Origin of the sequence: Serratia sp. C2(1) (assembly GCF_036352655.1) — a bacterium.
Lineage (GTDB): Bacteria > Pseudomonadota > Gammaproteobacteria > Enterobacterales > Enterobacteriaceae > Serratia > Serratia inhibens.
Map to the genome: position 1 here is coordinate 12240 of NZ_JAZFBA010000005.1, position 21250 is coordinate 33489.

Annotated in this window: 20 protein-coding genes; 19 read left to right on the top strand and 1 reads right to left on the bottom strand. The window is 53.8% G+C overall.

The genetic code is table 11. From position 1 onward, the window contains the following. On the top strand, positions 1 to 1464 hold the full coding sequence (gene viaA, locus V2S86_RS21305; protein ID WP_006321831.1) for an ATPase RavA stimulator ViaA: 1464 nt from the start codon (positions 1 to 3) through the stop codon (positions 1462 to 1464). Between the two features lie 3 nt (positions 1465 to 1467). Here viaA and asnA read toward each other — a convergent pair whose 3' ends face one another. Next, positions 1468 to 2460, bottom strand: a complete 993-nt coding sequence (asnA, locus tag V2S86_RS21310) for an aspartate--ammonia ligase (protein WP_330764031.1) — start codon at positions 2458 to 2460, stop codon at positions 1468 to 1470. A 155-nt stretch (positions 2461 to 2615) separates the two neighbouring features. Between asnA and asnC the strand changes: the two genes are divergently transcribed. The 18 genes from asnC to pstA all read left to right on the top strand — a co-directional run bounded on the left by asnC (position 2616) and on the right by pstA (position 21250). Beyond that, positions 2616 to 3077, top strand: a complete 462-nt coding sequence (gene asnC, locus V2S86_RS21315; RefSeq protein ID WP_004950461.1) for a transcriptional regulator AsnC — start codon at positions 2616 to 2618, stop codon at positions 3075 to 3077. 96 nt (positions 3078 to 3173) lie between these two features. Continuing rightward, positions 3174 to 3614 carry an FMN-binding protein MioC gene (gene mioC / locus V2S86_RS21320; RefSeq protein WP_311994808.1) on the top strand — a complete coding sequence of 147 codons (441 nt, stop codon included), beginning with the start codon at positions 3174 to 3176 and terminating at the stop codon, positions 3612 to 3614. 381 nt (positions 3615 to 3995) lie between these two features. Further along, positions 3996 to 5885 (top strand): tRNA uridine-5-carboxymethylaminomethyl(34) synthesis enzyme MnmG, encoded by a 1890-nt coding sequence (gene mnmG / locus V2S86_RS21325; protein ID WP_330764032.1) that lies wholly within the window; start codon positions 3996 to 3998, stop codon positions 5883 to 5885. Between the two features lie 137 nt (positions 5886 to 6022). Then, a complete protein-coding gene (gene rsmG / locus V2S86_RS21330; protein WP_330764033.1) occupies positions 6023 to 6643 on the top strand; it encodes a 16S rRNA (guanine(527)-N(7))-methyltransferase RsmG in 621 nt (206 codons plus the stop codon). A 639-nt stretch (positions 6644 to 7282) separates the two neighbouring features. Beyond that, positions 7283 to 7666, top strand: coding sequence for a F0F1 ATP synthase subunit I (gene atpI / locus V2S86_RS21335; protein WP_006321811.1), 384 nt, complete (start codon positions 7283 to 7285; stop codon positions 7664 to 7666). A gap of 21 nt (positions 7667 to 7687) precedes the next feature. After that, the gene (atpB, locus tag V2S86_RS21340) at positions 7688 to 8464 is read left to right on the top strand and encodes a F0F1 ATP synthase subunit A (protein ID WP_119804752.1); all 777 of its coding nucleotides are present in this window, start codon (positions 7688 to 7690) and stop codon (positions 8462 to 8464) included. Between the two features lie 49 nt (positions 8465 to 8513). Beyond that, positions 8514 to 8753 (top strand): F0F1 ATP synthase subunit C, encoded by a 240-nt coding sequence (gene atpE, locus V2S86_RS21345; RefSeq protein ID WP_004093904.1) that lies wholly within the window; start codon positions 8514 to 8516, stop codon positions 8751 to 8753. A gap of 55 nt (positions 8754 to 8808) precedes the next feature. After that, on the top strand, positions 8809 to 9279 hold the full coding sequence (gene atpF / locus V2S86_RS21350) for a F0F1 ATP synthase subunit B (protein ID WP_004950476.1): 471 nt from the start codon (positions 8809 to 8811) through the stop codon (positions 9277 to 9279). 14 nt (positions 9280 to 9293) lie between these two features. Beyond that, complete coding sequence (gene atpH, locus V2S86_RS21355) at positions 9294 to 9827, top strand: F0F1 ATP synthase subunit delta (protein WP_004950480.1); 534 nt, start codon at positions 9294 to 9296, stop codon at positions 9825 to 9827. A gap of 12 nt (positions 9828 to 9839) precedes the next feature. Next, a complete protein-coding gene (atpA, locus tag V2S86_RS21360; RefSeq protein WP_004950482.1) occupies positions 9840 to 11381 on the top strand; it encodes a F0F1 ATP synthase subunit alpha in 1542 nt (513 codons plus the stop codon). A gap of 59 nt (positions 11382 to 11440) precedes the next feature. Next, entirely contained in the window at positions 11441 to 12304 is an 864-nt protein-coding gene (gene atpG / locus V2S86_RS21365; RefSeq protein WP_006321796.1) for a F0F1 ATP synthase subunit gamma, read from the top strand. A 32-nt stretch (positions 12305 to 12336) separates the two neighbouring features. Further along, entirely contained in the window at positions 12337 to 13719 is a 1383-nt protein-coding gene (gene atpD, locus V2S86_RS21370) for a F0F1 ATP synthase subunit beta (RefSeq protein WP_311994811.1), read from the top strand. A 20-nt stretch (positions 13720 to 13739) separates the two neighbouring features. Next, a complete protein-coding gene (locus V2S86_RS21375; RefSeq protein ID WP_004950490.1) occupies positions 13740 to 14159 on the top strand; it encodes a F0F1 ATP synthase subunit epsilon in 420 nt (139 codons plus the stop codon). 296 nt (positions 14160 to 14455) lie between these two features. Beyond that, a complete protein-coding gene (gene glmU / locus V2S86_RS21380) occupies positions 14456 to 15826 on the top strand; it encodes a bifunctional UDP-N-acetylglucosamine diphosphorylase/glucosamine-1-phosphate N-acetyltransferase GlmU (protein WP_330764034.1) in 1371 nt (456 codons plus the stop codon). Positions 15827 to 16106: 280 nt separating this feature from the next. Beyond that, on the top strand, positions 16107 to 17936 hold the full coding sequence (gene glmS / locus V2S86_RS21385; protein WP_330764035.1) for a glutamine--fructose-6-phosphate transaminase (isomerizing): 1830 nt from the start codon (positions 16107 to 16109) through the stop codon (positions 17934 to 17936). 334 nt (positions 17937 to 18270) lie between these two features. Then, positions 18271 to 19311, top strand: coding sequence for a phosphate ABC transporter substrate-binding protein PstS (gene pstS, locus V2S86_RS21390; RefSeq protein ID WP_006321789.1), 1041 nt, complete (start codon positions 18271 to 18273; stop codon positions 19309 to 19311). A gap of 90 nt (positions 19312 to 19401) precedes the next feature. After that, the gene (pstC, locus tag V2S86_RS21395) at positions 19402 to 20358 is read left to right on the top strand and encodes a phosphate ABC transporter permease PstC (RefSeq protein ID WP_330764036.1); all 957 of its coding nucleotides are present in this window, start codon (positions 19402 to 19404) and stop codon (positions 20356 to 20358) included. Position 20359: 1 nt separating this feature from the next. Then, positions 20360 to 21250, top strand: a complete 891-nt coding sequence (pstA, locus tag V2S86_RS21400; protein ID WP_330764037.1) for a phosphate ABC transporter permease PstA — start codon at positions 20360 to 20362, stop codon at positions 21248 to 21250.

Here is a 21250-nt window from a genome sequence, read left to right on the forward strand (position 1 = left end):
ATGCTCAGCCTGGAAACGCTCGATCTGCTGCTGGCGATCACCGAAGGCGAGCTGATCGAGGAGATGATCGTCGGCATGTTGGCAGCACCGCAGTTGACGGTTTTTTTCAAGAAGTTTCCGGCCATCCGCCGGGCGCTGGATCGCGATCTGCCGCGCTGGAAGCTGCAACTGAAAGAGCGTATTCATGAAGCCATGGTTCCCCCGGCGCTGGCGCAGGAGTTTTATCGCTATCAACAGTGTCAGTTGGAGAACAATACCCAGTTCTATCACCACCTGAACGATACCCTCGATCTGCTGCGCCAACTGGTTTCTCCGTTTTATGAGCAGGCCCGTTCGCTGGTGGACGCCGCCGATCTGCCCAATCATCCGCTGGACGACAGCTTCCAGACCCTGTTTTTGCAGCGCTGGCGCATCAGCCTGACGCTACAGGCCACCATGCTGCACCACCAGCTACTGGAACAGGAGCGAGAGCAACTGATGGCAGAGCTGCAGGAACGTCTGGCGCTGAGCGGCGCGCTGGAGCCGCTGTTGTCGGAAAATGACACCGCCGCCGGGCGGTTGTGGGATATGAGCAAAGGCCATCTGCAACGCGGCGACTACCAACGGCTGGTGGAATACGGCAATTTCCTGCAACAGCAGCCGGAGCTGAAAAAACTGGCGCAGCAATTGGGCCGCAGTTATCAGGCCAAGGCGGTGCAACAGCAAGACGCGCTGCCGGAACCGTTCCGCGTAATGGTCCAGGTGCCGGCCACGCTGCCGGAAGAGGTCAGCGGCATTCACCAAAGCGACGATATTCTGCGCCTGCTGCCGCCGGAACTGGCCACGCTGGGCATCGAAGAACTGGAGTTTGAATTTTACCGCCGCTTGTTGGAAAAGCGGCTGTTGACGTATCGCCTGCAGGGTGACGTCTGGCAGGAGCAAATCTTGATCCGACAGGTCACCCACCAGCAGCAAGATCAGCAACCACGCGGGCCGTTTATCGTCTGCGTGGATACTTCAGGCTCGATGGGCGGTTTCAATGAGCAGTGCGCCAAGGCCTTTTGCCTGGCACTGCTGCGCATAGCGTTGGCGGATAACCGCCGTTGTTACATCATGCTGTTCGCCAACCAAATCGTACATTACGAGCTTACCGCCGCCAGCGGCATCGAGCAGGCGGTGCGATTTCTCGGCCAGCATTTTCGCGGCGGCACCGATCTGGCCGCTTGCCTGAACGCCACCGTCACCAAAATGGCAGACAGCGGCTGGTTTGACGCCGACGCAGTGATCATTTCTGACTTTATTGCCCAGCGGTTGCCGGAGGAAGTAATAAAGAAGGTGAAACAGCAGCAGCAAAGCCACCAGCAGCGCTTTCATGCCGTGGCGATGTCCGCCTATGGCAAACCCGGCATAATGCGCATCTTCGATCATATCTGGCGCTTTGATACCGGGTTAAAAAGCCGTTTAATGCGCCGCTGGCGGCGCTGAAGATTACAACAGCCCTTCGACCGCTTCACGCACTTGCGGCGACCATACGCCGCATTGCACCTGGCCGATATGCGACAGTTGCAGCAACAGCATGACCAAACGCGACTGTCCGATGCCACCGCCAATGGTCTGCGGCATATCGCCGCGCAGCAGCGACTGATGCCACTCCAGCTTGAGGCGATCTTCATCGCCAGTCAGCGACAATTGGCGTTTCAGCGCGTCGGCGTCAACGCGGATCCCCATAGAAGAGAGTTCAAAGGCATCCTGCAATACCGGGTTCCACACCACAATATCGCCGTTCAGGCCAGCCAGCCCTTCTGCTGCCGGCGTGGTCCAGTCATCATAATCCGGCGCACGCACATCGTGAGATTTGCCATGCGACAGCTTGCCGCCGATACCGATCAGGAATACCGCACCCAATTCTTTGGCAATAGCCCGCTCACGACCTTTGGCATCCAGCTCAGGGTAACGTTGCAACAGGGTTTCGCTGTGAACAAAGTGGATTTGCTCCGGCAGGAATGGGGCTAAGCCGTATTCGCGGCTCACTTCGGCTTCCGTAGCCTTAATAGCCGCATAAATGCTGCGCACGGTGCTTTGCAAGTAATCCTGGTTGCGTTCGCCATCGCCCATCACCCGTTCCCAATCCCATTGATCAACGTAAACCGAGTGGATCGCGCTAAGACGGTCTTCATCCGGGCGCAGCGCTTTCATATGGGTATACAGGCCTTCACCTGCGCCGAAATCATAGCTGCCCAAGGTTTTGCGTTTCCACTTGGCCAGCGAATGCACCACTTCGAAGGTGGCGTCCGGTAAGGTTTTCACCTTTACTTGCACCGCTTTTTCGCTGCCGGACAGGTTGTCCTGAGTGCCGTCGCCCAGGCGGCTGAGGATAGGCGCTTGCACTTCGATCAGGCCAAGCTGCTGTTCCAGTTGGCGAGAGAAGAAGGATTTAACCAAGCTGATTTGTTGTTGTTTTTGGATAAACTGTTTTTTCATTGCCGTTTCTCTTATAAATCTGTCTCTGTTGTCATCGATTAAGCAACATAACGGCACTTAAATTCAACATACGATAATCAATATTGCCTTTTCAATTTTAATCGTTCATTTTTAGACGGTGATAATTAAACAATCAGCAATTAACGGGGGTTTAAATGGCGGAAAATTACCAGATCGATAATCTCGATCGCGGCATTCTCAACGCCCTTATGGAGAACGCACGCACGCCTTATGCCGAACTGGCGAAGAACTTTGCCGTCAGTCCCGGCACCATTCATGTAAGGGTAGAGAAAATGAAGCAGGCCGGCATCATTACCGGCGCACGGGTAGACGTAAACCCCAAACGGCTGGGTTACGACGTCTGCTGTTTTATCGGCATTATATTAAAGAGTGCCAAAGACTATCCTTCCGCGCTAAAAAAACTCGAAAGCCTGGAAGAAGTGGTCGAGGCCTACTACACCACTGGCCATTACAGCGTATTTATCAAAGTGATGTGCCGCTCCATAGATGCGTTGCAACAGGTACTTATCAACAAGATCCAGACGATTGACGAGATCCAGTCCACCGAAACCCTGATCTCGCTGCAGAACCCCATCATGCGTACCATCACGCCTTAGTCAGTTAATTAGTATACCCATATTATCCACAGGTAGATCCCAGCCGATTCACAGCGTACAATGCTGCGACTTTAAGAAGGCTGGGATCATGCATTCATGGCAGACATAACTCTGATCAGTGGCAGTACGCTTGGCAGCGCCGAGTATGTAGCCGAACATTTGGCTGAAAAACTGGAAGAAGCGGGTTTCACTACCGAAATGCTGCACGGCCCTGAATTGGATGAACTGACCCTCTCCGGGCGCTGGCTGGTGGTGTCTTCAACCCACGGCGCCGGCGACTTGCCGGATAATCTGCAGCCGCTTCTGGAACAAATAGAAGAACAGCGGCCTGACTTATCGCAGGTAGAGTTCGGTGCCGTCGGTTTAGGCAGCTCTGAATACGATACCTTTTGCGGCGCGATCCAACGGATCAACGATCTTTTGATCGCCTGTGGAGCGAAAAGGATCGGCGATCGGCTGGAGATCGACGTGACCAAACACGAAATTCCTGAGGATCCGGCAGAGGAATGGGTAAAAAACTGGGTTAATTTGCTCTAATTTGCACAAAGATCACGCGAACGATTGTGGATAACTATGCTTAAAAGCAGGGTAAAAGCAGTAGTTATCCCAATAACAACCCTAGGTCGCTTTTTGTCCTGTGCATAACATGCCATTTAGATCCCAGCTTATAAGCAACAGGATCACCGATCATTCACAGCTAACGATCCTCCTTAATCCGCTGATCTCACTCGCGAATAATCAGTTATCCACAGAGGATCGCGATCCTAATAAGAGATCTAATAAAGAGATCTTTAAATAAAAAAGATCTTCTTTTAATTACCTAAGATCCTGACCACTTGGTCGATCGACTAAACTTGAGTAGAATCCCCCACCCCAGGGCAAACAACGATCGTTCGCAATACGGCGAGGTGCAGTTCCATGTTTTATCCAGAGCAATTTGACGTCATCATCATCGGTGGTGGCCATGCCGGTACCGAAGCCGCTATGGCTGCGGCACGCATGGGGCGTCAGACTTTATTATTGACACACAATATCGATACGCTGGGGCAGATGTCTTGCAACCCGGCGATTGGCGGTATTGGTAAAGGGCATCTGGTTAAGGAAATTGATGCACTTGGCGGCCTTATGGCCACGGCGATCGACCATGCCGGCATCCAGTTTAGGATACTAAACGCGAGTAAAGGCCCTGCGGTACGAGCGACTCGTGCTCAGGCAGACCGCGTGCTGTATCGCCAGGCAGTTCGCACCGCTCTGGAGAACCAGCCTAATCTGACTCTCTTCCAACAACCGGTCGAAGATCTGATTGTGGAAAACGATCGCGTCGTCGGCGCTGTTACCCAGATGGGCCTGAAATTCCGTGCCAAAGCGGTAGTACTGACCGTAGGCACCTTCCTGGACGGCAAGATCCACATTGGCCTGGAAAATTACAGCGGTGGCCGCGCCGGGGATCCTCCGTCGATCTCGCTGTCACAGCGTCTGCGTGAGCTGCCACTGCGCGTAAACCGTTTAAAAACAGGCACGCCACCGCGGATTGACGCACGTACCATCGATTTCAGCGTACTGGCTCCGCAGCATGGCGATACACCGATTCCGGTTTTCTCGTTCATGGGGAATGCCAATCAGCATCCGGAACAAATGGCGTGCTACATCACCCATACCAATGAAAAAACCCATGACGTGATCCGGAATAACCTCGATCGTAGCCCGATGTATGCCGGGATCATCGAAGGGATCGGCCCACGCTACTGCCCGTCGATCGAAGACAAAGTGATGCGCTTTGCCGATCGTAACGCGCATCAGATCTTCCTAGAACCGGAAGGGCTGACCAGCAATGAAATTTATCCAAACGGCATTTCCACCAGCTTGCCGTTTGACGTACAGATGCAGATCGTTCGTTCGATGGAAGGGATGCAGAATGCCCGTATCGTTCGCCCGGGTTACGCCATCGAATATGATTTCTTCGATCCTCGCGATCTGAAACCCACACTGGAAAGCAAATTCATCCAGGGCCTGTTCTTCGCCGGCCAGATCAACGGCACCACCGGCTACGAAGAAGCCGCGGCCCAGGGCCTGCTGGCCGGTCTGAATGCCGGGCGCTACGCCAATGAAGACGAAGGCTGGTCGCCACGTCGCGATCAGGCTTACCTCGGCGTACTGGTGGACGATCTCAGTACTCTCGGGACCAAAGAACCGTACCGCATGTTCACTTCACGCGCCGAATACCGCCTGATGCTGCGCGAAGACAATGCCGACCTGCGCCTGACCGAAAAAGGCCGCGAGCTGGGCCTGGTTGACGATGCCCGCTGGGCACGTTTCAGCGAGAAGTTGGAACATATCGAACAAGAGCGCCAGCGCTTGCGTGACATTTGGATGCATCCTCACGCTGAAAACGTCGAGCAGGTCAACGCATTGCTGAAAGCACCGCTGTCACGTGAGGCTAACGGCGAGGAACTGCTGCGCCGTCCTGAAATGGATTACGCGCAGCTGACCACCGTTGCCGCTTTCGCACCGCCGCTGGCGGATACTCAGGCCGCCGAACAGGTTGAGATCCAGGTAAAATACGAAGGTTATATCGCTCGCCAGCAGGAAGAGATCGAAAAGCAACAGCGCAACGAGAATACCGTGCTGCCGCTGGATCTCGATTATCAGCAGGTGTCCGGCTTGTCGAATGAAGTGATCGCCAAACTGAACGATCATAAACCGAACTCTATCGGCCAGGCTTCCCGTATCTCCGGCATCACTCCGGCGGCGATATCGATCCTGCTGATTTGGCTGAAAAAGCAGGGGCTGCTGCGCCGCAGCGCATAAATCCTGTTTCTGGGCGGTCGTTTGTTTACTCTGTGAGCAAACGACCGCTGACATCATCCCGGGCCTGAATTATCATGGTCGCCTCATTGGCCAGCCCTGATTTGGCTTGCCGTTCCGCGCCTGTCAGAGGACACGTTGTGCAGAAAAAATTAGATTCGCTGCTCTCGGCGGCAGGTATTGCGCTTCCCGATCAGCAAAAACAGCAGCTGTTGGGTTATGTCGGCATGCTGGATAAGTGGAACAAGGCTTATAACCTCACCTCCGTGCGCGATCCGCAGCAAATGCTGGTGCGCCATATTCTCGACAGCATCGTGGTGAATCCGCATCTGCAAGGCTCGCGTTTTATCGATGTAGGCACAGGGCCCGGTCTGCCTGGTATCCCGTTGGCCATCGTCCGTCCTGATTCACATTTCACCCTGTTGGACAGCTTGGGCAAGCGCGTGCGCTTCCTGCGCCAGGTGCAGCATGAACTGGGATTGGCCAATGTCGAGCCGGTGCAGAGCCGTGTCGAGGCGTTCCCGGCCGAACCGCCGTTTGACGGCGTCATCAGCCGCGCTTTCGCTTCGCTGCAGGATATGCTGTCCTGGTGCCATCATCTGCCGGCAAAAGGGCAGGGCAGGTTCTACGCGCTGAAAGGGGTACGCCCGGATGAAGAGCTGGCACGATTGCCTGAAGGCATAGTGCTGGAGACGGTGGTGCGTCTGCAGGTGCCTGAACTCGAAGGTGAACGCCATTTGGTGGTACTTAAGGCAAACTGATTTTGCTTTCGATCAAATAAGCGTGAATTAAAAAATAGTGCCTTAAGTAAAAGTAAGCAGGCTAATTAAATAGCGGTTTTTTTAGTTAATTTACTTTTTATTAACACAAAAAGCGCCGTAAATTAGCGACAATAAGGTAATTGCATTTTGAAATAGTCACGTTAGCAACGATAGGCGGACGATTCTGCTTTGCTGCTAATGTTAATTGGCTGTTGTAATATTAGCCCGGAAGCTGTCAATAAAAGGTTTTTATCGGGTGTATGGATTGTTTTTGAACAGTTAACATGTAATGTTTTGATTTATAATGTCTTTTGAACGCTCAATTAGCTAAAGACAGTTTAGGCTACGATGAGCTATAAATCATTACGAGGCATTATTGTGAGCGGCTTCGCGTTTCTTGGTGCAATGCTGGAATAATCAGACAATTAAATCAGCCCTATTATTCCGACCGTTTTCTTGTGAAAATGGCCCCAAATAGGGGAATTTAAATAATTGTTCACCTTTTCGCTACTTATCGATTGAATTCGTTGGTATGCCCCGTATAATTTGCTCGTTTTTTGCTGCTTGACTCAGAACAGCAAAGACAGTTTTATACGTCACTCAGCATACCCCCTCTGGGGTACGGAGAGAACAAACGTCATGTCTGTGTCCCTTTACAGCGGAAAAGTAGCACGCAAACTGCTGTTCCTGCAGTTAATGACTTTTGTTCTGATCAGCGCTGTTTTCTTGCTGAAAAGCCTGGAATGGAGCGCTTCGGCATTGGCAGGTGGTCTCGCCGCCTGGTTGCCGAGTGCAATGTTTATGCTGTTTGCCTTGCGCCATCAGGCGCAGACGCCGGCGCCCGGTCGGGTTGCCTGGTCGTTCGCCATAGGCGAGGGGCTAAAGGTCGTGATCACCATCGTTTTGCTGATCGTGGCGCTTGGGGTGTTCAAGGCGGAGTTTATACCGCTTGGCCTGACCTATTTAGCGGTGTTAGTGGTGCAAATTTTGGCACCCGCCGTGATTAACAGTTACCGAAATTAACTAAATAAGGGTAGAGGCATCATGTCTGCAGAGGGATACAACAGTCCACAGGAGTATATCGGTCACCACCTGACGCAGCTTCAGGTCGGGACTGGTTTTTGGTCGATTAACCTCGACTCGATGTTTTTCTCCGTTGTCCTCGGGGTTCTGTTCCTGGTGGTTTTCCGCAGGGTTGCCAAAAACGCCACCAGCGGCGTGCCGGGTAAACTGCAAACCGCAGTGGAATTGGTCGTCGGGTTTGTCGACAGCAGCGTGCGCGATATGTACCACGGCAAGAGCAAGGTAATTGCTCCGCTGGCGTTGACCGTGTTCGTCTGGGTATTCCTGATGAACATGATGGACCTGATTCCGGTAGACTTCCTGCCGTTCATCGGGGCTCATCTTGGTCTGCCTGCGCTGCGTGTAGTACCAACCGCGGACGTGAACGTGACCTTGTCGATGGCGTTGGGCGTATTTATCCTGATTCTGTTCTACAGCATCAAAATGAAAGGCGTTGGCGGGTTCGTTAAAGAGTTAACCATGCAGCCGTTCAACCACCCTGTATTCATTCCTATCAACCTGATTCTTGAAGGTGTCAGCCTGCTGTCCAAGCCTGTTTCACTGGGCCTGCGACTGTTCGGCAACATGTATGCGGGTGAGTTGATCTTCATCCTGATTGCCGGCCTGTTGCCGTGGTGGTCACAGTGGGTCCTGAGCTTGCCTTGGGCTATCTTCCACATCCTGATCATTACGCTTCAAGCCTTTATTTTCATGGTTCTGACGATTGTCTATCTGTCGATGGCATCTGAAGAGCACTGATTTTCTTAAAACACTTGCACTTTTAAACTGAAACAAACTGGAGACTGTCATGGAAAACCTGAGTATGGATCTGCTGTACATGGCTGCCGCTGTGATGATGGGTTTAGCGGCAATCGGTGCTGCGATCGGTATCGGCATCCTGGGTGGTAAATTCTTGGAAGGCGCTGCACGTCAGCCTGACCTGATTCCTCTGCTGCGTACACAGTTCTTTATCGTTATGGGTCTGGTTGACGCCATCCCGATGATCGCTGTTGGTCTGGGTCTGTACGTGATGTTTGCTGTCGCGTAAGTAGAGAATTTCTCTACACTGAAACCACTATTAACTTTTAAAGAGGCATTGTGCTGTGAATCTTAACGCAACAATCCTCGGCCAGGCCATCGCGTTCGTTCTGTTTGTCTGGTTCTGCATGAAGTATGTATGGCCGCCGATTATGGCTGCCATCGAGAAGCGTCAGGGAGAAATTGCTGACGGTCTCGCTTCTGCAGAGCGTGCCAAAAAAGATTTGGACTTAGCGCAAGCCAATGCGACCGACCAGCTGAAAACTGCTAAAGCAGAAGCTCAGGTGATCATCGAGCAAGCAAACAAACGCAAAGCTCAGATCATGGATGAAGCGAAAGCCGAAGCCGAGCAGGAACGTAACAAAATCGTGGCGCAGGCTCAGGCTGAGATCGAAGCCGAACGTAAGCGCGCTCGTGAAGAGTTGCGTAAGCAAGTCGCGATGCTGGCAATTGCCGGCGCCGAGAAGATCATCGAACGTTCCGTGGATGAAGCTGCTAACAGCGACATCGTTGATAAACTGGTCGCTGAACTGTAAGGAGGGAGGGGCTGATGTCTGAATTTGTAACTGTAGCTCGCCCCTACGCCAAAGCAGCTTTTGACTTTGCCGTTGAGCACCAAAGCGTAGAACGCTGGCAGGATATGCTGGCGTTTGCCGCTGTTGCCACTCGCAATGAACAAATTTCTGAACTGCTGTCTGGTGCTGTCGCGCCGGAGACGCTGTCCAAAACGTTCATCGCTGTTTGTGGCGAGCAGCTCGACGAACATGGCCAGAACTTTATCCGTGTAATGGCCGAAAATGGACGTTTACTGGTTCTTCCTGCGGTGCTGCAGCAGTTCATCGAACTGCGCGCTTTGCTGGAATCCACCGTCGAAGTCGAAGTGCTCTCTGCGAGCGTACTTAACGACGAACAGCAGGCTAAAATTGCCGCTGCGATGGAAAAACGTCTGTCACGCAAAGTTAAGCTGAATTGCAAAATTGACAAGTCTGTTCTGGCCGGCGTGATTATCCGCGCTGGCGATATGGTGATTGATGGCAGCGTTCGCGGTCGTCTTGAACGCCTGACAGACGTCTTGCAGTCTTAAGGGGACTGGAGCATGCAACTGAATTCCACCGAAATCAGCGAACTGATCAAGCAGCGCATTGCTCAGTTCAATGTGGTGAGCGAAGCTCACAATGAAGGTACTATTGTTTCCGTCAGTGACGGGATCATCCGCGTACACGGTCTGGCCGAAGTTATGCAGGGCGAAATGATCGCGCTGCCAGGCAACCGTTACGCAATCGCATTGAACCTGGAGCGCGACTCCGTAGGTGCCGTGGTTATGGGTCCGTACGCGGATCTGGCCGAAGGCATGAAGGTAAAATGTACCGGCCGTATTCTGGAAGTTCCGGTTGGCCGTGGCCTGTTGGGCCGTGTAGTTAACACCCTGGGCGCACCTATCGACGGTAAAGGCCCGGTTGATAACGACGGTTTCTCCCCGGTTGAAGCTATTGCCCCTGGTGTTATCGAGCGTCAATCCGTTGATCAGCCTGTTCAGACTGGCTACAAATCTGTTGATGCGATGATTCCAATCGGCCGTGGTCAGCGTGAGCTGGTGATCGGTGACCGTCAGACCGGTAAAACCGCTCTGGCCATCGATGCGATCATCAACCAACGCGACTCCGGTATCAAATGTGTTTACGTGGCTATCGGCCAGAAAGCGTCCACCATCGCTAACGTGGTTCGCAAACTGGAAGAGCACGGCGCATTGGCAAACACCATCGTTGTGGTTGCTACCGCGTCTGAGTCCGCTGCACTGCAATATCTGGCGCCCTATGCCGGTTGCGCAATGGGTGAATACTTCCGTGACCGCGGCGAAGATGCACTGATTGTTTACGATGACCTGTCCAAACAGGCTGTTGCTTATCGTCAGATCTCCCTGTTGCTTCGTCGTCCGCCAGGTCGTGAAGCTTACCCAGGCGACGTATTCTACCTCCACTCCCGTTTGCTGGAGCGTGCTGCGCGTGTAAACGCCGACTACGTCGAAGCCTTCACCAAAGGTGAAGTCAAAGGTAAAACCGGTTCACTGACCGCTCTGCCGATCATTGAAACTCAGGCGGGTGACGTTTCCGCGTTCGTTCCGACCAACGTAATCTCGATTACCGATGGTCAGATCTTCCTGGAATCCAACCTGTTTAACTCCGGTATTCGTCCGGCAGTTAACCCGGGTATCTCTGTATCCCGTGTGGGCGGTGCAGCGCAAACCAAGATCATGAAAAAACTGTCCGGTGGTATTCGTACCGCGCTGGCACAGTACCGTGAACTGGCTGCGTTCTCTCAGTTCGCTTCCGATCTGGATGATGCGACCCGCAAACAGCTGAGCCACGGTCAGAAAGTGACCGAGCTGCTGAAACAGAAACAGTATGCGCCGATGTCTGTCGCACAACAGTCTCTGGTGCTGTTTGCCGCTGAACGTGGCTACCTGAACGACGTTGAAGTCGCGAAAGTCGTGAGCTTCGAAGCCGCGCTGGTTGCTTACGCAGACCGCGAGCATGCCGAGTTGCTGAACCACATCAACCAAACTGGCAATTTCAATGACGAGATCGAGGGCAAGCTGAAAGCTATCCTCGAGACCTTCAAGAAAACCCAGTCCTGGTAACGCCTAACGGTCCTGCTGTTGAAAGACAGCAGGCCGTCTGGTAATGAGGAGAAGCAGAGATGGCCGGCGCAAAAGAGATACGTAGTAAGATCGCGAGCGTGCAAAACACGCAAAAGATCACTAAAGCGATGGAAATGGTCGCCGCCTCCAAAATGCGTAAATCGCAGGAACGCATGGCGGCCAGCCGTCCTTATGCAGAGACCATGCGCAAAGTGATTGGTCACCTTGCGTTGGGTAATCTGGAATATAAGCACCCGTACCTGGATGAGCGTGACGTTAAGCGCGTCGGGTATCTGGTGGTGTCTACTGACCGTGGTCTCTGTGGCGGTTTGAACATCAACCTGTTCAAGCGGCTGTTGTCAGAGATGAAAGGCTGGTCCGAAAAAGGCGTCGAAGCTGATTTGGCGCTGATTGGCTCTAAAGCGGCTTCTTTCTTTGGTTCCGTGGGCGGCAACGTGGTTGCCCAGGTGACCGGCATGGGGGATAAACCTTCCCTGTCGGATCTGATCGGGCCGGTGAAAGTGATGCTGCAAGCCTACGACGAAGGTCGTTTGGACAAGCTGTACATTGTCAGCAACAAATTTGTCAATACGATGTCCCAGGAACCACAGATCGTTCAGTTGCTGCCGTTACCGCCTTCCGATGACGGTGAACTGAAGAAAACATCCTGGGATTACCTGTATGAACCCGACCCAAAAGTGCTGCTTGATACCTTGCTGCGCCGCTATGTGGAATCGCAAGTTTATCAGGGCGTCGTGGAAAACCTGGCCAGCGAGCAGGCCGCACGAATGGTAGCGATGAAAGCCGCAACCGATAACGGCGGTAGCCTGATCAAAGAGCTGCAGTTGGTATACAACAAGGCTCGTCAGGCCAGCATCACTCAGGAACTCACCGAGATCGTTTCGGGAGCCTCCGCGGTTTAAGCTAGGTTTACGAATTACGTAGAGGATTCAAGATGGCTACTGGAAAGATTATCCAGGTAATCGGCGCCGTAGTGGACGTCGAGTTCCCTCAGGATGCCGTACCGAAAGTGTACAATGCTCTTGAGGTAGAAAACGGTACCGATAAGCTGGTGCTGGAAGTTCAGCAACAGCTGGGCGGTGGCGTGGTTCGCTGTATCGCGATGGGGACCTCTGATGGTCTGCGTCGTGGTCTGAAAGTGATCGACCTGGATCACCCGATTGAAGTACCGGTAGGTAAAGCTACCCTGGGCCGCATCATGAACGTATTGGGTGAACCAATCGACATGAAAGGCGAGATCGGCGAAGAAGAACGTTGGGCAATTCACCGTCCGGCGCCAAGCTACGAAGATTTGGCCAACTCCCAGGATCTGCTGGAAACCGGTATCAAGGTTATGGACCTGATCTGTCCGTTCGCTAAGGGCGGTAAAGTCGGTCTGTTCGGCGGTGCGGGCGTGGGTAAAACTGTAAACATGATGGAGCTGATCCGTAACATCGCGATCGAACACTCCGGTTATTCCGTGTTTGCAGGTGTGGGTGAGCGTACTCGTGAGGGTAACGACTTCTACCACGAAATGAACGACTCCAACGTACTGGACAAAGTATCCCTGGTTTACGGCCAGATGAACGAGCCACCGGGTAACCGTCTGCGCGTTGCTCTGACCGGTCTGACCATGGCGGAGAAATTCCGTGACGAAGGCCGCGACGTTCTGCTGTTCGTTGATAACATCTACCGTTATACCCTGGCCGGTACCGAAGTGTCCGCACTTCTGGGCCGTATGCCATCTGCGGTAGGTTATCAGCCAACGCTGGCGGAAGAGATGGGCGTTCTGCAAGAACGTATCACCTCTACCAAGACCGGTTCTATCACCTCCGTACAGGCCGTTTACGTTCCTGCGGATGACTTGACTGACCCGTCACCAGCCACCACCTTTGCCCACTTGGACGCAACCGTGGTACTGAGCCGTAATATCGCTTCTCTGGGTATCTACCCGGCCGTTGACCCGCTGGATTCCACCAGCCGTCAATTGGATCCGCTGGTAGTTGGCCAGGAGCACTACGATGTAGCGCGTGGCGTGCAGTCCATTCTGCAACGTTACCAGGAACTGAAAGATATCATCGCAATTCTGGGTATGGACGAGTTGTCAGAAGAAGACAAGCTGGTCGTATCCCGTGCGCGTAAAATCCAACGCTTCCTGTCTCAGCCGTTCTTCGTGGCAGAAGTCTTTACCGGTTCTCCGGGCAAGTTCGTATCGCTGAAAGACACCATTCGTGGTTTCAAAGGCATTATGGACGGCGACTATGACCACCTGCCTGAACAAGCGTTCTACATGGTTGGCACCATTGAAGAAGCAGTGGAAAAAGCCAAGAAACTGTAACGTCTTGAGAGGAGGGTGATATGGCTATGACTTACCATCTGGATGTAGTCAGCGCGGAAAAACATATGTTTTCCGGCCTGGTGCAAAAGATCCAGGTGACAGGTAGCGAAGGCGAACTGGGGATTTTCCCTGGCCATGCGCCGCTGCTGACTGCCATCAAGCCTGGCATGGTGCGTATTGTTAAACAGCACGGTGAAGAAGAGTTCATCTACCTGTCCGGTGGTATCCTTGAGGTACAACCGAGCGTGGTAACCGTGCTGGCTGACACTGCTATCCGTGGAACGGACCTCGACGAAGCGAGAGCGCTGGAAGCTAAGCGTAAAGCTGAAGAGCATATCAGCAGCTCTCATGGCGATGTCGACTATGCTCAGGCATCTGCAGAACTGGCGAAAGCGATCGCGAAACTGCGCGTTATCGAGCTTACCAGAAGATCGATGTAATATTTTAGCGCGTGCATAACGCAGCTAAAATTAAGAAAGCGGCCTATAGGGTCGCTTTTTTTTTGCTTTAAAATAAGCGTTTCAGCCTGCTGGACATTGTGAGGTATAACTCTTGGCACAGGCTAAAAATGTCTCCGATTGCCGACAGTTATGCCCAGGATTGCAGGGTGTCAGCCTGAGCTTAGACACGCCTAGTGCCGCATGGCTTGCGCCGGGTTCGTGCAGAGAAATATGTAGTAATATCGTCATTAAAGAGTTCTACTTTCGTCTATCAAAATGGAGTTATCAGGTTGCTTATGTCGAACAGCGCAATGAGTGTGGTGATCCTCGCCGCAGGCAAGGGAACACGCATGTATTCCGATCTTCCCAAAGTGTTACATCCGTTGGCCGGTAAGCCGATGGTGCAGCACGTCATTGATGCCGCGATGAAACTGGGCGCGAAAAACGTCCATCTGGTGTACGGCCACGGTGGTGACCTGCTGAAAAGCACCCTGACCGACGAAGCCTTGAATTGGGTATTGCAGGCCGAGCAACTGGGTACCGGCCATGCCATGCAGCAGGCTGCGCCGCATTTTGCCGATGATGAAGACGTACTGATGCTATACGGCGACGTGCCGCTGATCTCCGTAGATACGCTCACGCGCCTGCTGGCGGCGAAGCCGCAGGGTGGCATTGGCCTGCTGACGGTGAAGCTGGCTGACCCAAGCGGTTACGGCCGCATCGTGCGAGAGAACGACGATGTGGTGGGTATTGTTGAGCACAAGGATGCCAGCGAAGACCAGCGGCAGATTAGTGAAATCAATACCGGTATTTTGGTCGCTAATGGGCGCGATCTGAAGCGCTGGCTGGGGATGCTGAACAACGACAATGCGCAGGGTGAATTCTACATCACAGATATCATTGCGCTGGCCCATGCCGACGGTAAGAAAATTGAAGCGGTGCATCCGTCACGCCTGAGCGAAGTGGAAGGCGTGAATAACCGCCTGCAATTGTCACGGCTTGAGCGTATCTATCAGGCAGAACAATCTGAAAAATTGCTGCTGGCCGGCGTCATGCTGCTGGATCCGGCGCGTTTTGACCTGCGTGGGGAACTTGTGCACGGCCGCGATATCTCTATTGATGCTAATGTCATCATCGAAGGATCGGTAAAGCTGGGGGACCGGGTGAAGATCGGTGCCGGCTGCGTACTGAAAAACTGCGTGATCGGCGATGATTGCGAAATTAGCCCGTACAGCGTGCTGGAAGACGCGGTGCTGGAAGCAGCCTGTACGGTGGGGCCTTTTGCCCGTTTACGCCCGGGCGCAGAGTTGGCGGAAGGCGCTCACGTCGGCAATTTCGTCGAGATGAAAAAAGCGCGTCTGGGCAAAGGTTCCAAAGCGGGCCATTTGAGCTACCTGGGCGATGCCGAAATTGGCGATGATGTGAATATCGGCGCTGGTACCATTACCTGTAACTATGATGGCGCCAATAAGCATAAAACCATTATCGGCGACGGCGTGTTTGTCGGTTCCGACACCCAACTGGTGGCACCGGTTTCCGTTGGCAAAGGTTCCACCATTGCCGCGGGCACTACGGTCACCCGTGATATCGCTGAAAATGAATTGGTGCTGAGCCGGGTGAAGCAGGTGCATATCCAGGGCTGGCAGCGTCCGGTTAAAAAGAAATAGCCCGTGTGTTTTGCGTTGGGTTCTGCACAAGAGCCCAATACAAAACATAAAAGTCCTCAATAGATTTCGAGTTGCTGCTAGGCGGCAAGAGTGTGAATTCCCTGGAGCTTAGTTCACTAAGTGACTGGGATAAGCACTCGCAGCCAACAACGCAGCAGCTCGAAAGATGAAGAGGATAATCCCCACCATCTACAGGCTCGGGGAGGCACGGTAAAAACCGGCAAAATCAGGTCAAGACATCGAAAGCGCCCCGAAAGGCGTTTAATTAGGAATACAACTGATGTGTGGAATTGTAGGCGCAGTAGCGCAACGTGATATTGCAGAAATTCTGTTGGAAGGGTTACGCCGTCTTGAGTACCGCGGTTACGACTCCGCCGGTCTGGCGGTGGTTGACGCCGAAGGCAACGTAAGCCGTTTACGCCGCGTAGGCAAAGTACATAAATTGTCCGAAGCCGCAGAACAACACGAACTGCACGGTGGCACCGGTATTGCGCATACCCGCTGGGCAACGCACGGTGAACCTACCGAAGCAAATGCGCACCCGCATGTTTCCGATTACATCACCGTTGTGCATAACGGCATCATCGAAAACCACGAGCCGCTGCGTGAATTGCTGATCGAGCGTGGTTATCACTTCAGCTCTGAAACCGACACCGAGGTGATTGCGCACCTGGTGCATTGGGAACAGCGCCAGGGCGGTACGCTGCTGGAAGTCGTTCAGCGCGTGATCCCACAGTTGCGTGGCGCCTACGGCACCGTGGTCATGGACAGCCGCGATCCCAGCGTGCTGGTGGCTGCGCGTTCCGGTAGCCCGTTGGTTATCGGCCGCGGCGTCGGTGAAAACTTTATCGCTTCCGATCAGCTGGCTTTGCTGCCGGTGACCCGTCGCTTTATCTTCCTGGAAGAAGGCGACGTGGTGGAAGTGACTCGCCGCAACGTCAGCATTTTCGACAAGCAGGGGAACGCCATCGAGCGTCCTGAGATCGAATCCAAAGTGCAGTATGACGCCGGTGACAAAGGCGCTTACCGTCACTACATGCAAAAAGAGATCTACGAACAGCCGCTGGCGCTGAAAAACACCCTGGAAGGGCGTTTCAGCCATGGCCAAATCAACCTGAGCGAGCTGGGTCCGCGTGCCGATGAATTGCTGGCTAAAGTGCAGCACGTGCAAATCATCGCCTGCGGCACCTCCTACCACTCCGGTATGGTGGCGCGTTATTGGTTCGAAGCGCTGGCCGGCGTGCCTTGCGACGTTGAAATCGCCTCTGAATTCCGCTACCGCAAATCGGCCGTGCGCCCGGGCAGCCTGATCATCACGCTGTCGCAGTCCGGTGAAACCGCCGATACTTTGGCGGCGTTGCGCCTGTCTAAAGAACTGGGTTACCTCGGTTCCCTGGCGGTGTGTAACGTGGCCGGCTCTTCGCTGGTGCGTGAGTCCGATTTGGCGCTGATGACCAAAGCCGGCACTGAAATCGGTGTAGCCTCTACCAAAGCCTTCACCACCCAGCTTGCGGTATTGCTGATGCTGGTGGCGCGTTTGGGTCGTCTGAAAGGCATGGCGGAAAGCGTTGAGCATGAAATTGTGCATGCTTTGCAGGCGTTACCGGCGCGTATCGAACAGATGTTGTCGCTGGACAAAAACATTGAAGCGCTGGCGGAAGGTTTCTCCGACAAGCATCACGCGCTGTTCCTTGGCCGTGGCGATCAGTACCCGATCGCCATGGAAGGCGCGCTGAAGCTGAAAGAGATCTCTTACATTCATGCGGAAGCCTATGCGGCGGGCGAGCTGAAACATGGCCCGCTGGCGTTGATCGACGCCGATATGCCGGTCATCGTGGTGGCGCCGAACAACGAACTGCTGGAAAAACTGAAGTCCAATATCGAAGAAGTGCGCGCGCGCGGCGGCCAGTTGTACGTGTTCGCCGATCAGGATGCCGGTTTCGTCAGCAGCGAAGGGATGACCATCATTCCATTGCCGCACGTGGAAGAAATCGTGGCGCCCATCTTCTACACCGTGCCGTTGCAGCTGCTGTCCTATCACGTAGCGCTGATCAAAGGCACCGACGTTGACCAGCCGCGTAACCTGGCGAAGTCCGTCACAGTAGAGTAATCAGCTTCTGTTATGTTTGAAAAGCCGGCCTGAGAGCCGGCTTTTTCATTACCAAATTAACGATGACAATACTGTGACACAGGGGATAAACGTTGTCGTTTTCAAGCGGATAGCTGCGTCGGCAACGGTTTTTCATTGATTAATTATTGTGTGTTTTTGTATTTAACATCATGATTTCTATACTATATTAGTTACTTGTTTTGCGTTGTAATATAACTGTCATATTTCGTACATTTTACTGTCACCAAACTGTCCTATTTTCCCTCCTGCAGCAATACTTACTCTGATGAAAACGACTTGAAGTCGATTTTTGAATATCCCATTAGGAGGGATTATGAAACTGATGCGTACCACCGTCGCCAGTATTGTGGCAGCGACTTTCTCCCTGACCGCCGTGTCCGCGTTCGCTGCTGCCAGCCTGACCGGTGCAGGTGCGACATTCCCCGCTCCGGTGTATGCCAAGTGGGCAGATTCTTATCAGAAAGAAACCGGCAACAAAGTTAACTATCAGGGGATCGGTTCCTCTGGCGGCGTGAAGCAAATCATCGCCAACACCGTTGACTTTGGTGCCTCTGATGCCCCGTTGTCTGACGACAAACTGGCGGCTGACGGTCTGTTCCAGTTCCCTACCGTGATCGGTGGCGTAGTGTTGGCCGTTAACATCCCGGGCATCAAATCCGGCGAATTGACCCTGGACGGTAAAACGCTGGGCGACATCTACCTGGGCAACGTGAAGAAATGGAATGACCCGGCAATCACCAAGCTGAATCCGGGCGTCAAGCTGCCGGATCAGAATATCGCCGTGGTGCGCCGCGCTGACGGTTCAGGCACCTCTTTCGTGTTCACCAGCTATCTGGCTAAAGCCAACGCGCAGTGGAAAGAGAAAATCGGCGCAGGCTCTACCGTTAACTGGCCAACCGGTCTGGGCGGCAAGGGCAACGACGGCATCGCCGCGTTCGTACAGCGTCTGCCTGGCTCTATCGGCTACGTCGAATACGCTTACGCCAAGCAAAACAACCTGGCTTACACCAAGCTGATTTCTGCCGACGGCAAGCCGGTCAGCCCGACTGAAGAGAGCTTCAGTAACGCGGCTAAAGGTGTGGACTGGAGCAAAACTTTCGCGCAGGACCTGACTAACCAGAAAGGCGATGATGCGTGGCCAATCACCTCCACCACCTTCATCCTGGTGCACAAAGAGCAGAAAAACCCGGCTCAGGGCGCAGAAGTGCTGAAGTTCTTTGACTGGGCGTACAAAACCGGCGCCAAACAGGCCAACGATCTGGATTACGCCTCTCTGCCTGACGAAGTGGTTGAGCAGGTGCGTGCAGCATGGAAAACCAACGTAAAAGACAGTTCCGGTAAAGCACTGTACTAAAAGAACGCAGGGGCGCGGGTTCACCGCGCTCCAGCCTATTTTGCAGGGCTCACCCATTGAGCTCGCCAGGGTTAAAACAGAGAGTAATCTATGGCTGAGTATAAGCCGACCATTAAAGCACCGAGTAGAAATGGTGATGTCATCTTCAGCGCGCTGGTCAAACTGGCGGCGCTGATTACCCTATTGTTGCTGGGCGGCATTATTGTTTCGCTGATTTTCGCCTCCTGGCCGAGCATGCAGAAATTCGGCTTTTCCTTCTTGTGGAGCAAAGAGTGGGATGCGCCTGCCGAGCAGTTCGGTGCACTGGTACCCATCTACGGCACCGTCGTCACCTCGTTGATTGCCCTGATTATTGCCGTACCCGTGAGCTTCGGTATTGCACTGTTCCTGACTGAATTGGCGCCAAACTGGTTGAGACGCCCTTTGGGCATCGCTATTGAGCTATTGGCGGCAATCCCGAGTATCGTTTACGGCATGTGGGGCCTGTTTGTGTTCGCCCCGCTGTTTGCCGAATATTTCCAGACCCCGGTCGGCGATGTGCTGTCCGGTATTCCGATTGTCGGTGAGCTGTTCTCCGGCCCGGCGTTCGGTATCGGTATTCTGGCTGCCGGGGTGATCCTGGCGATCATGATTATTCCTTACATCGCCGCCGTAATGCGCGACGTGTTCGAACAGACGCCGGTGATGATGAAAGAGTCGGCCTATGGTATCGGCTGCACTACCTGGGAAGTGATTTGGCGTATCGTGCTGCCGTTTACCAAGAATGGCGTGATTGGCGGCGTGATGCTGGGGTTGGGCCGCGCGCTGGGGGAAACCATGGCGGTGACCTTCATCATAGGTAACACCTACCAGCTCGACAGCGCTTCACTGTATATGCCGGGCAACAGTATCACCTCGGCGTTGGCCAACGAATTTGCCGAAGCTGAGTCAGGGGTGCATACCGCCGCGCTGATGGAGCTGGGGCTGATTCTGTTTGTTATCACCTTTATCGTCCTGGCGCTGTCGAAGTTGATGATCATGCGTCTGGCCAAGAACGAGGGACGCTAACATGGCGACTATGGATATGCAAAACGACCTGGCGCTGTTGGAAAGCCGCCGCAAAATGCAGGCCTGGCGCCGCCAGAAAAACCGGTTGGCGCTGTTCCTGTCGATGGCGACCATGGTATTCGGCCTGTTCTGGCTGGTGTGGATCCTGTTCTCAACCGTGACCAAAGGCATCGACGGCATGTCGTTGGCGCTGTTCACCGAAATGACGCCACCGCCGAACACCGCAGGCGGCGGCTTGGCTAACGCCATCGCCGGTAGCGGCTTGCTGATCCTGTGGGCCACCGTGTTCGGTACGCCGCTGGGCATCATGGCCGGCATTTACCTGGCGGAGTACGGCCGTAAATCCTGGTTGGCGGAAGTCATCCGCTTTATTAACGACATTCTGCTGTCGGCGCCATCGATAGTCGTGGGCCTGTTCGTCTACACCATTGTGGTGGCGAAGATGGAGCACTTCTCCGGCTGGGCCGGGATCATCGCGCTGGCGCTGCTGCAGGTGCCGATCGTAATCCGTACCACCGAGAATATGTTGAAGCTGGTGCCGGATACGCTGCGTGAGGCGGCTTACGCGCTGGGTACGCCGAAATGGCGCATGATTTCTGCCATCACGCTGAAAGCCTCGATCTCCGGCATTATCACCGGCGTGTTGCTGGCCATTGCGCGTATCGCCGGGGAAACCGCACCGCTGCTGTTTACGTCGTTGTCGAATCAGTTCTGGAGCACCGACCTGATGCAGCCGATCGCCAACCTGCCGGTCACCATTTTCAAATTCGCCATGAGCCCGTTCGCCGAATGGCAACAGTTGGCCTGGGCCGGGGTGCTGTTGATCACCCTGTGCGTACTGTTACTGAATATCCTGGCGCGTGTGGTTTTCGCCAAGCAGAAGCATTCATAA

Bases quoted from the DNA above. Each gene is read 5' to 3' on its own strand.
- viaA (WP_006321831.1), top strand. From the start codon at position 1: ATGCTCAGCCTGGAAACGCTCGATCTGCTGCTGGCGATCACCGAAGGC.
- asnA (WP_330764031.1), bottom strand. From the start codon at position 2,460: ATGAAAAAACAGTTTATCCAAAAACAACAACAAATCAGCTTGGTTAAA.
- asnC (WP_004950461.1), top strand. From the start codon at position 2,616: ATGGCGGAAAATTACCAGATCGATAATCTCGATCGCGGCATTCTCAAC.
- mioC (WP_311994808.1), top strand. From the start codon at position 3,174: ATGGCAGACATAACTCTGATCAGTGGCAGTACGCTTGGCAGCGCCGAG.
- mnmG (WP_330764032.1), top strand. From the start codon at position 3,996: ATGTTTTATCCAGAGCAATTTGACGTCATCATCATCGGTGGTGGCCAT.
- atpI (WP_006321811.1), top strand. From the start codon at position 7,283: ATGTCTGTGTCCCTTTACAGCGGAAAAGTAGCACGCAAACTGCTGTTC.
- atpB (WP_119804752.1), top strand. From the start codon at position 7,688: ATGTCTGCAGAGGGATACAACAGTCCACAGGAGTATATCGGTCACCAC.
- atpE (WP_004093904.1), top strand. From the start codon at position 8,514: ATGGAAAACCTGAGTATGGATCTGCTGTACATGGCTGCCGCTGTGATG.
- atpH (WP_004950480.1), top strand. From the start codon at position 9,294: ATGTCTGAATTTGTAACTGTAGCTCGCCCCTACGCCAAAGCAGCTTTT.
- atpA (WP_004950482.1), top strand. From the start codon at position 9,840: ATGCAACTGAATTCCACCGAAATCAGCGAACTGATCAAGCAGCGCATT.
- atpG (WP_006321796.1), top strand. From the start codon at position 11,441: ATGGCCGGCGCAAAAGAGATACGTAGTAAGATCGCGAGCGTGCAAAAC.
- atpD (WP_311994811.1), top strand. From the start codon at position 12,337: ATGGCTACTGGAAAGATTATCCAGGTAATCGGCGCCGTAGTGGACGTC.
- V2S86_RS21375 (WP_004950490.1), top strand. From the start codon at position 13,740: ATGGCTATGACTTACCATCTGGATGTAGTCAGCGCGGAAAAACATATG.
- glmU (WP_330764034.1), top strand. From the start codon at position 14,456: ATGTCGAACAGCGCAATGAGTGTGGTGATCCTCGCCGCAGGCAAGGGA.
- glmS (WP_330764035.1), top strand. From the start codon at position 16,107: ATGTGTGGAATTGTAGGCGCAGTAGCGCAACGTGATATTGCAGAAATT.
- pstS (WP_006321789.1), top strand. From the start codon at position 18,271: ATGAAACTGATGCGTACCACCGTCGCCAGTATTGTGGCAGCGACTTTC.
- pstC (WP_330764036.1), top strand. From the start codon at position 19,402: ATGGCTGAGTATAAGCCGACCATTAAAGCACCGAGTAGAAATGGTGAT.
- pstA (WP_330764037.1), top strand. From the start codon at position 20,360: ATGGCGACTATGGATATGCAAAACGACCTGGCGCTGTTGGAAAGCCGC.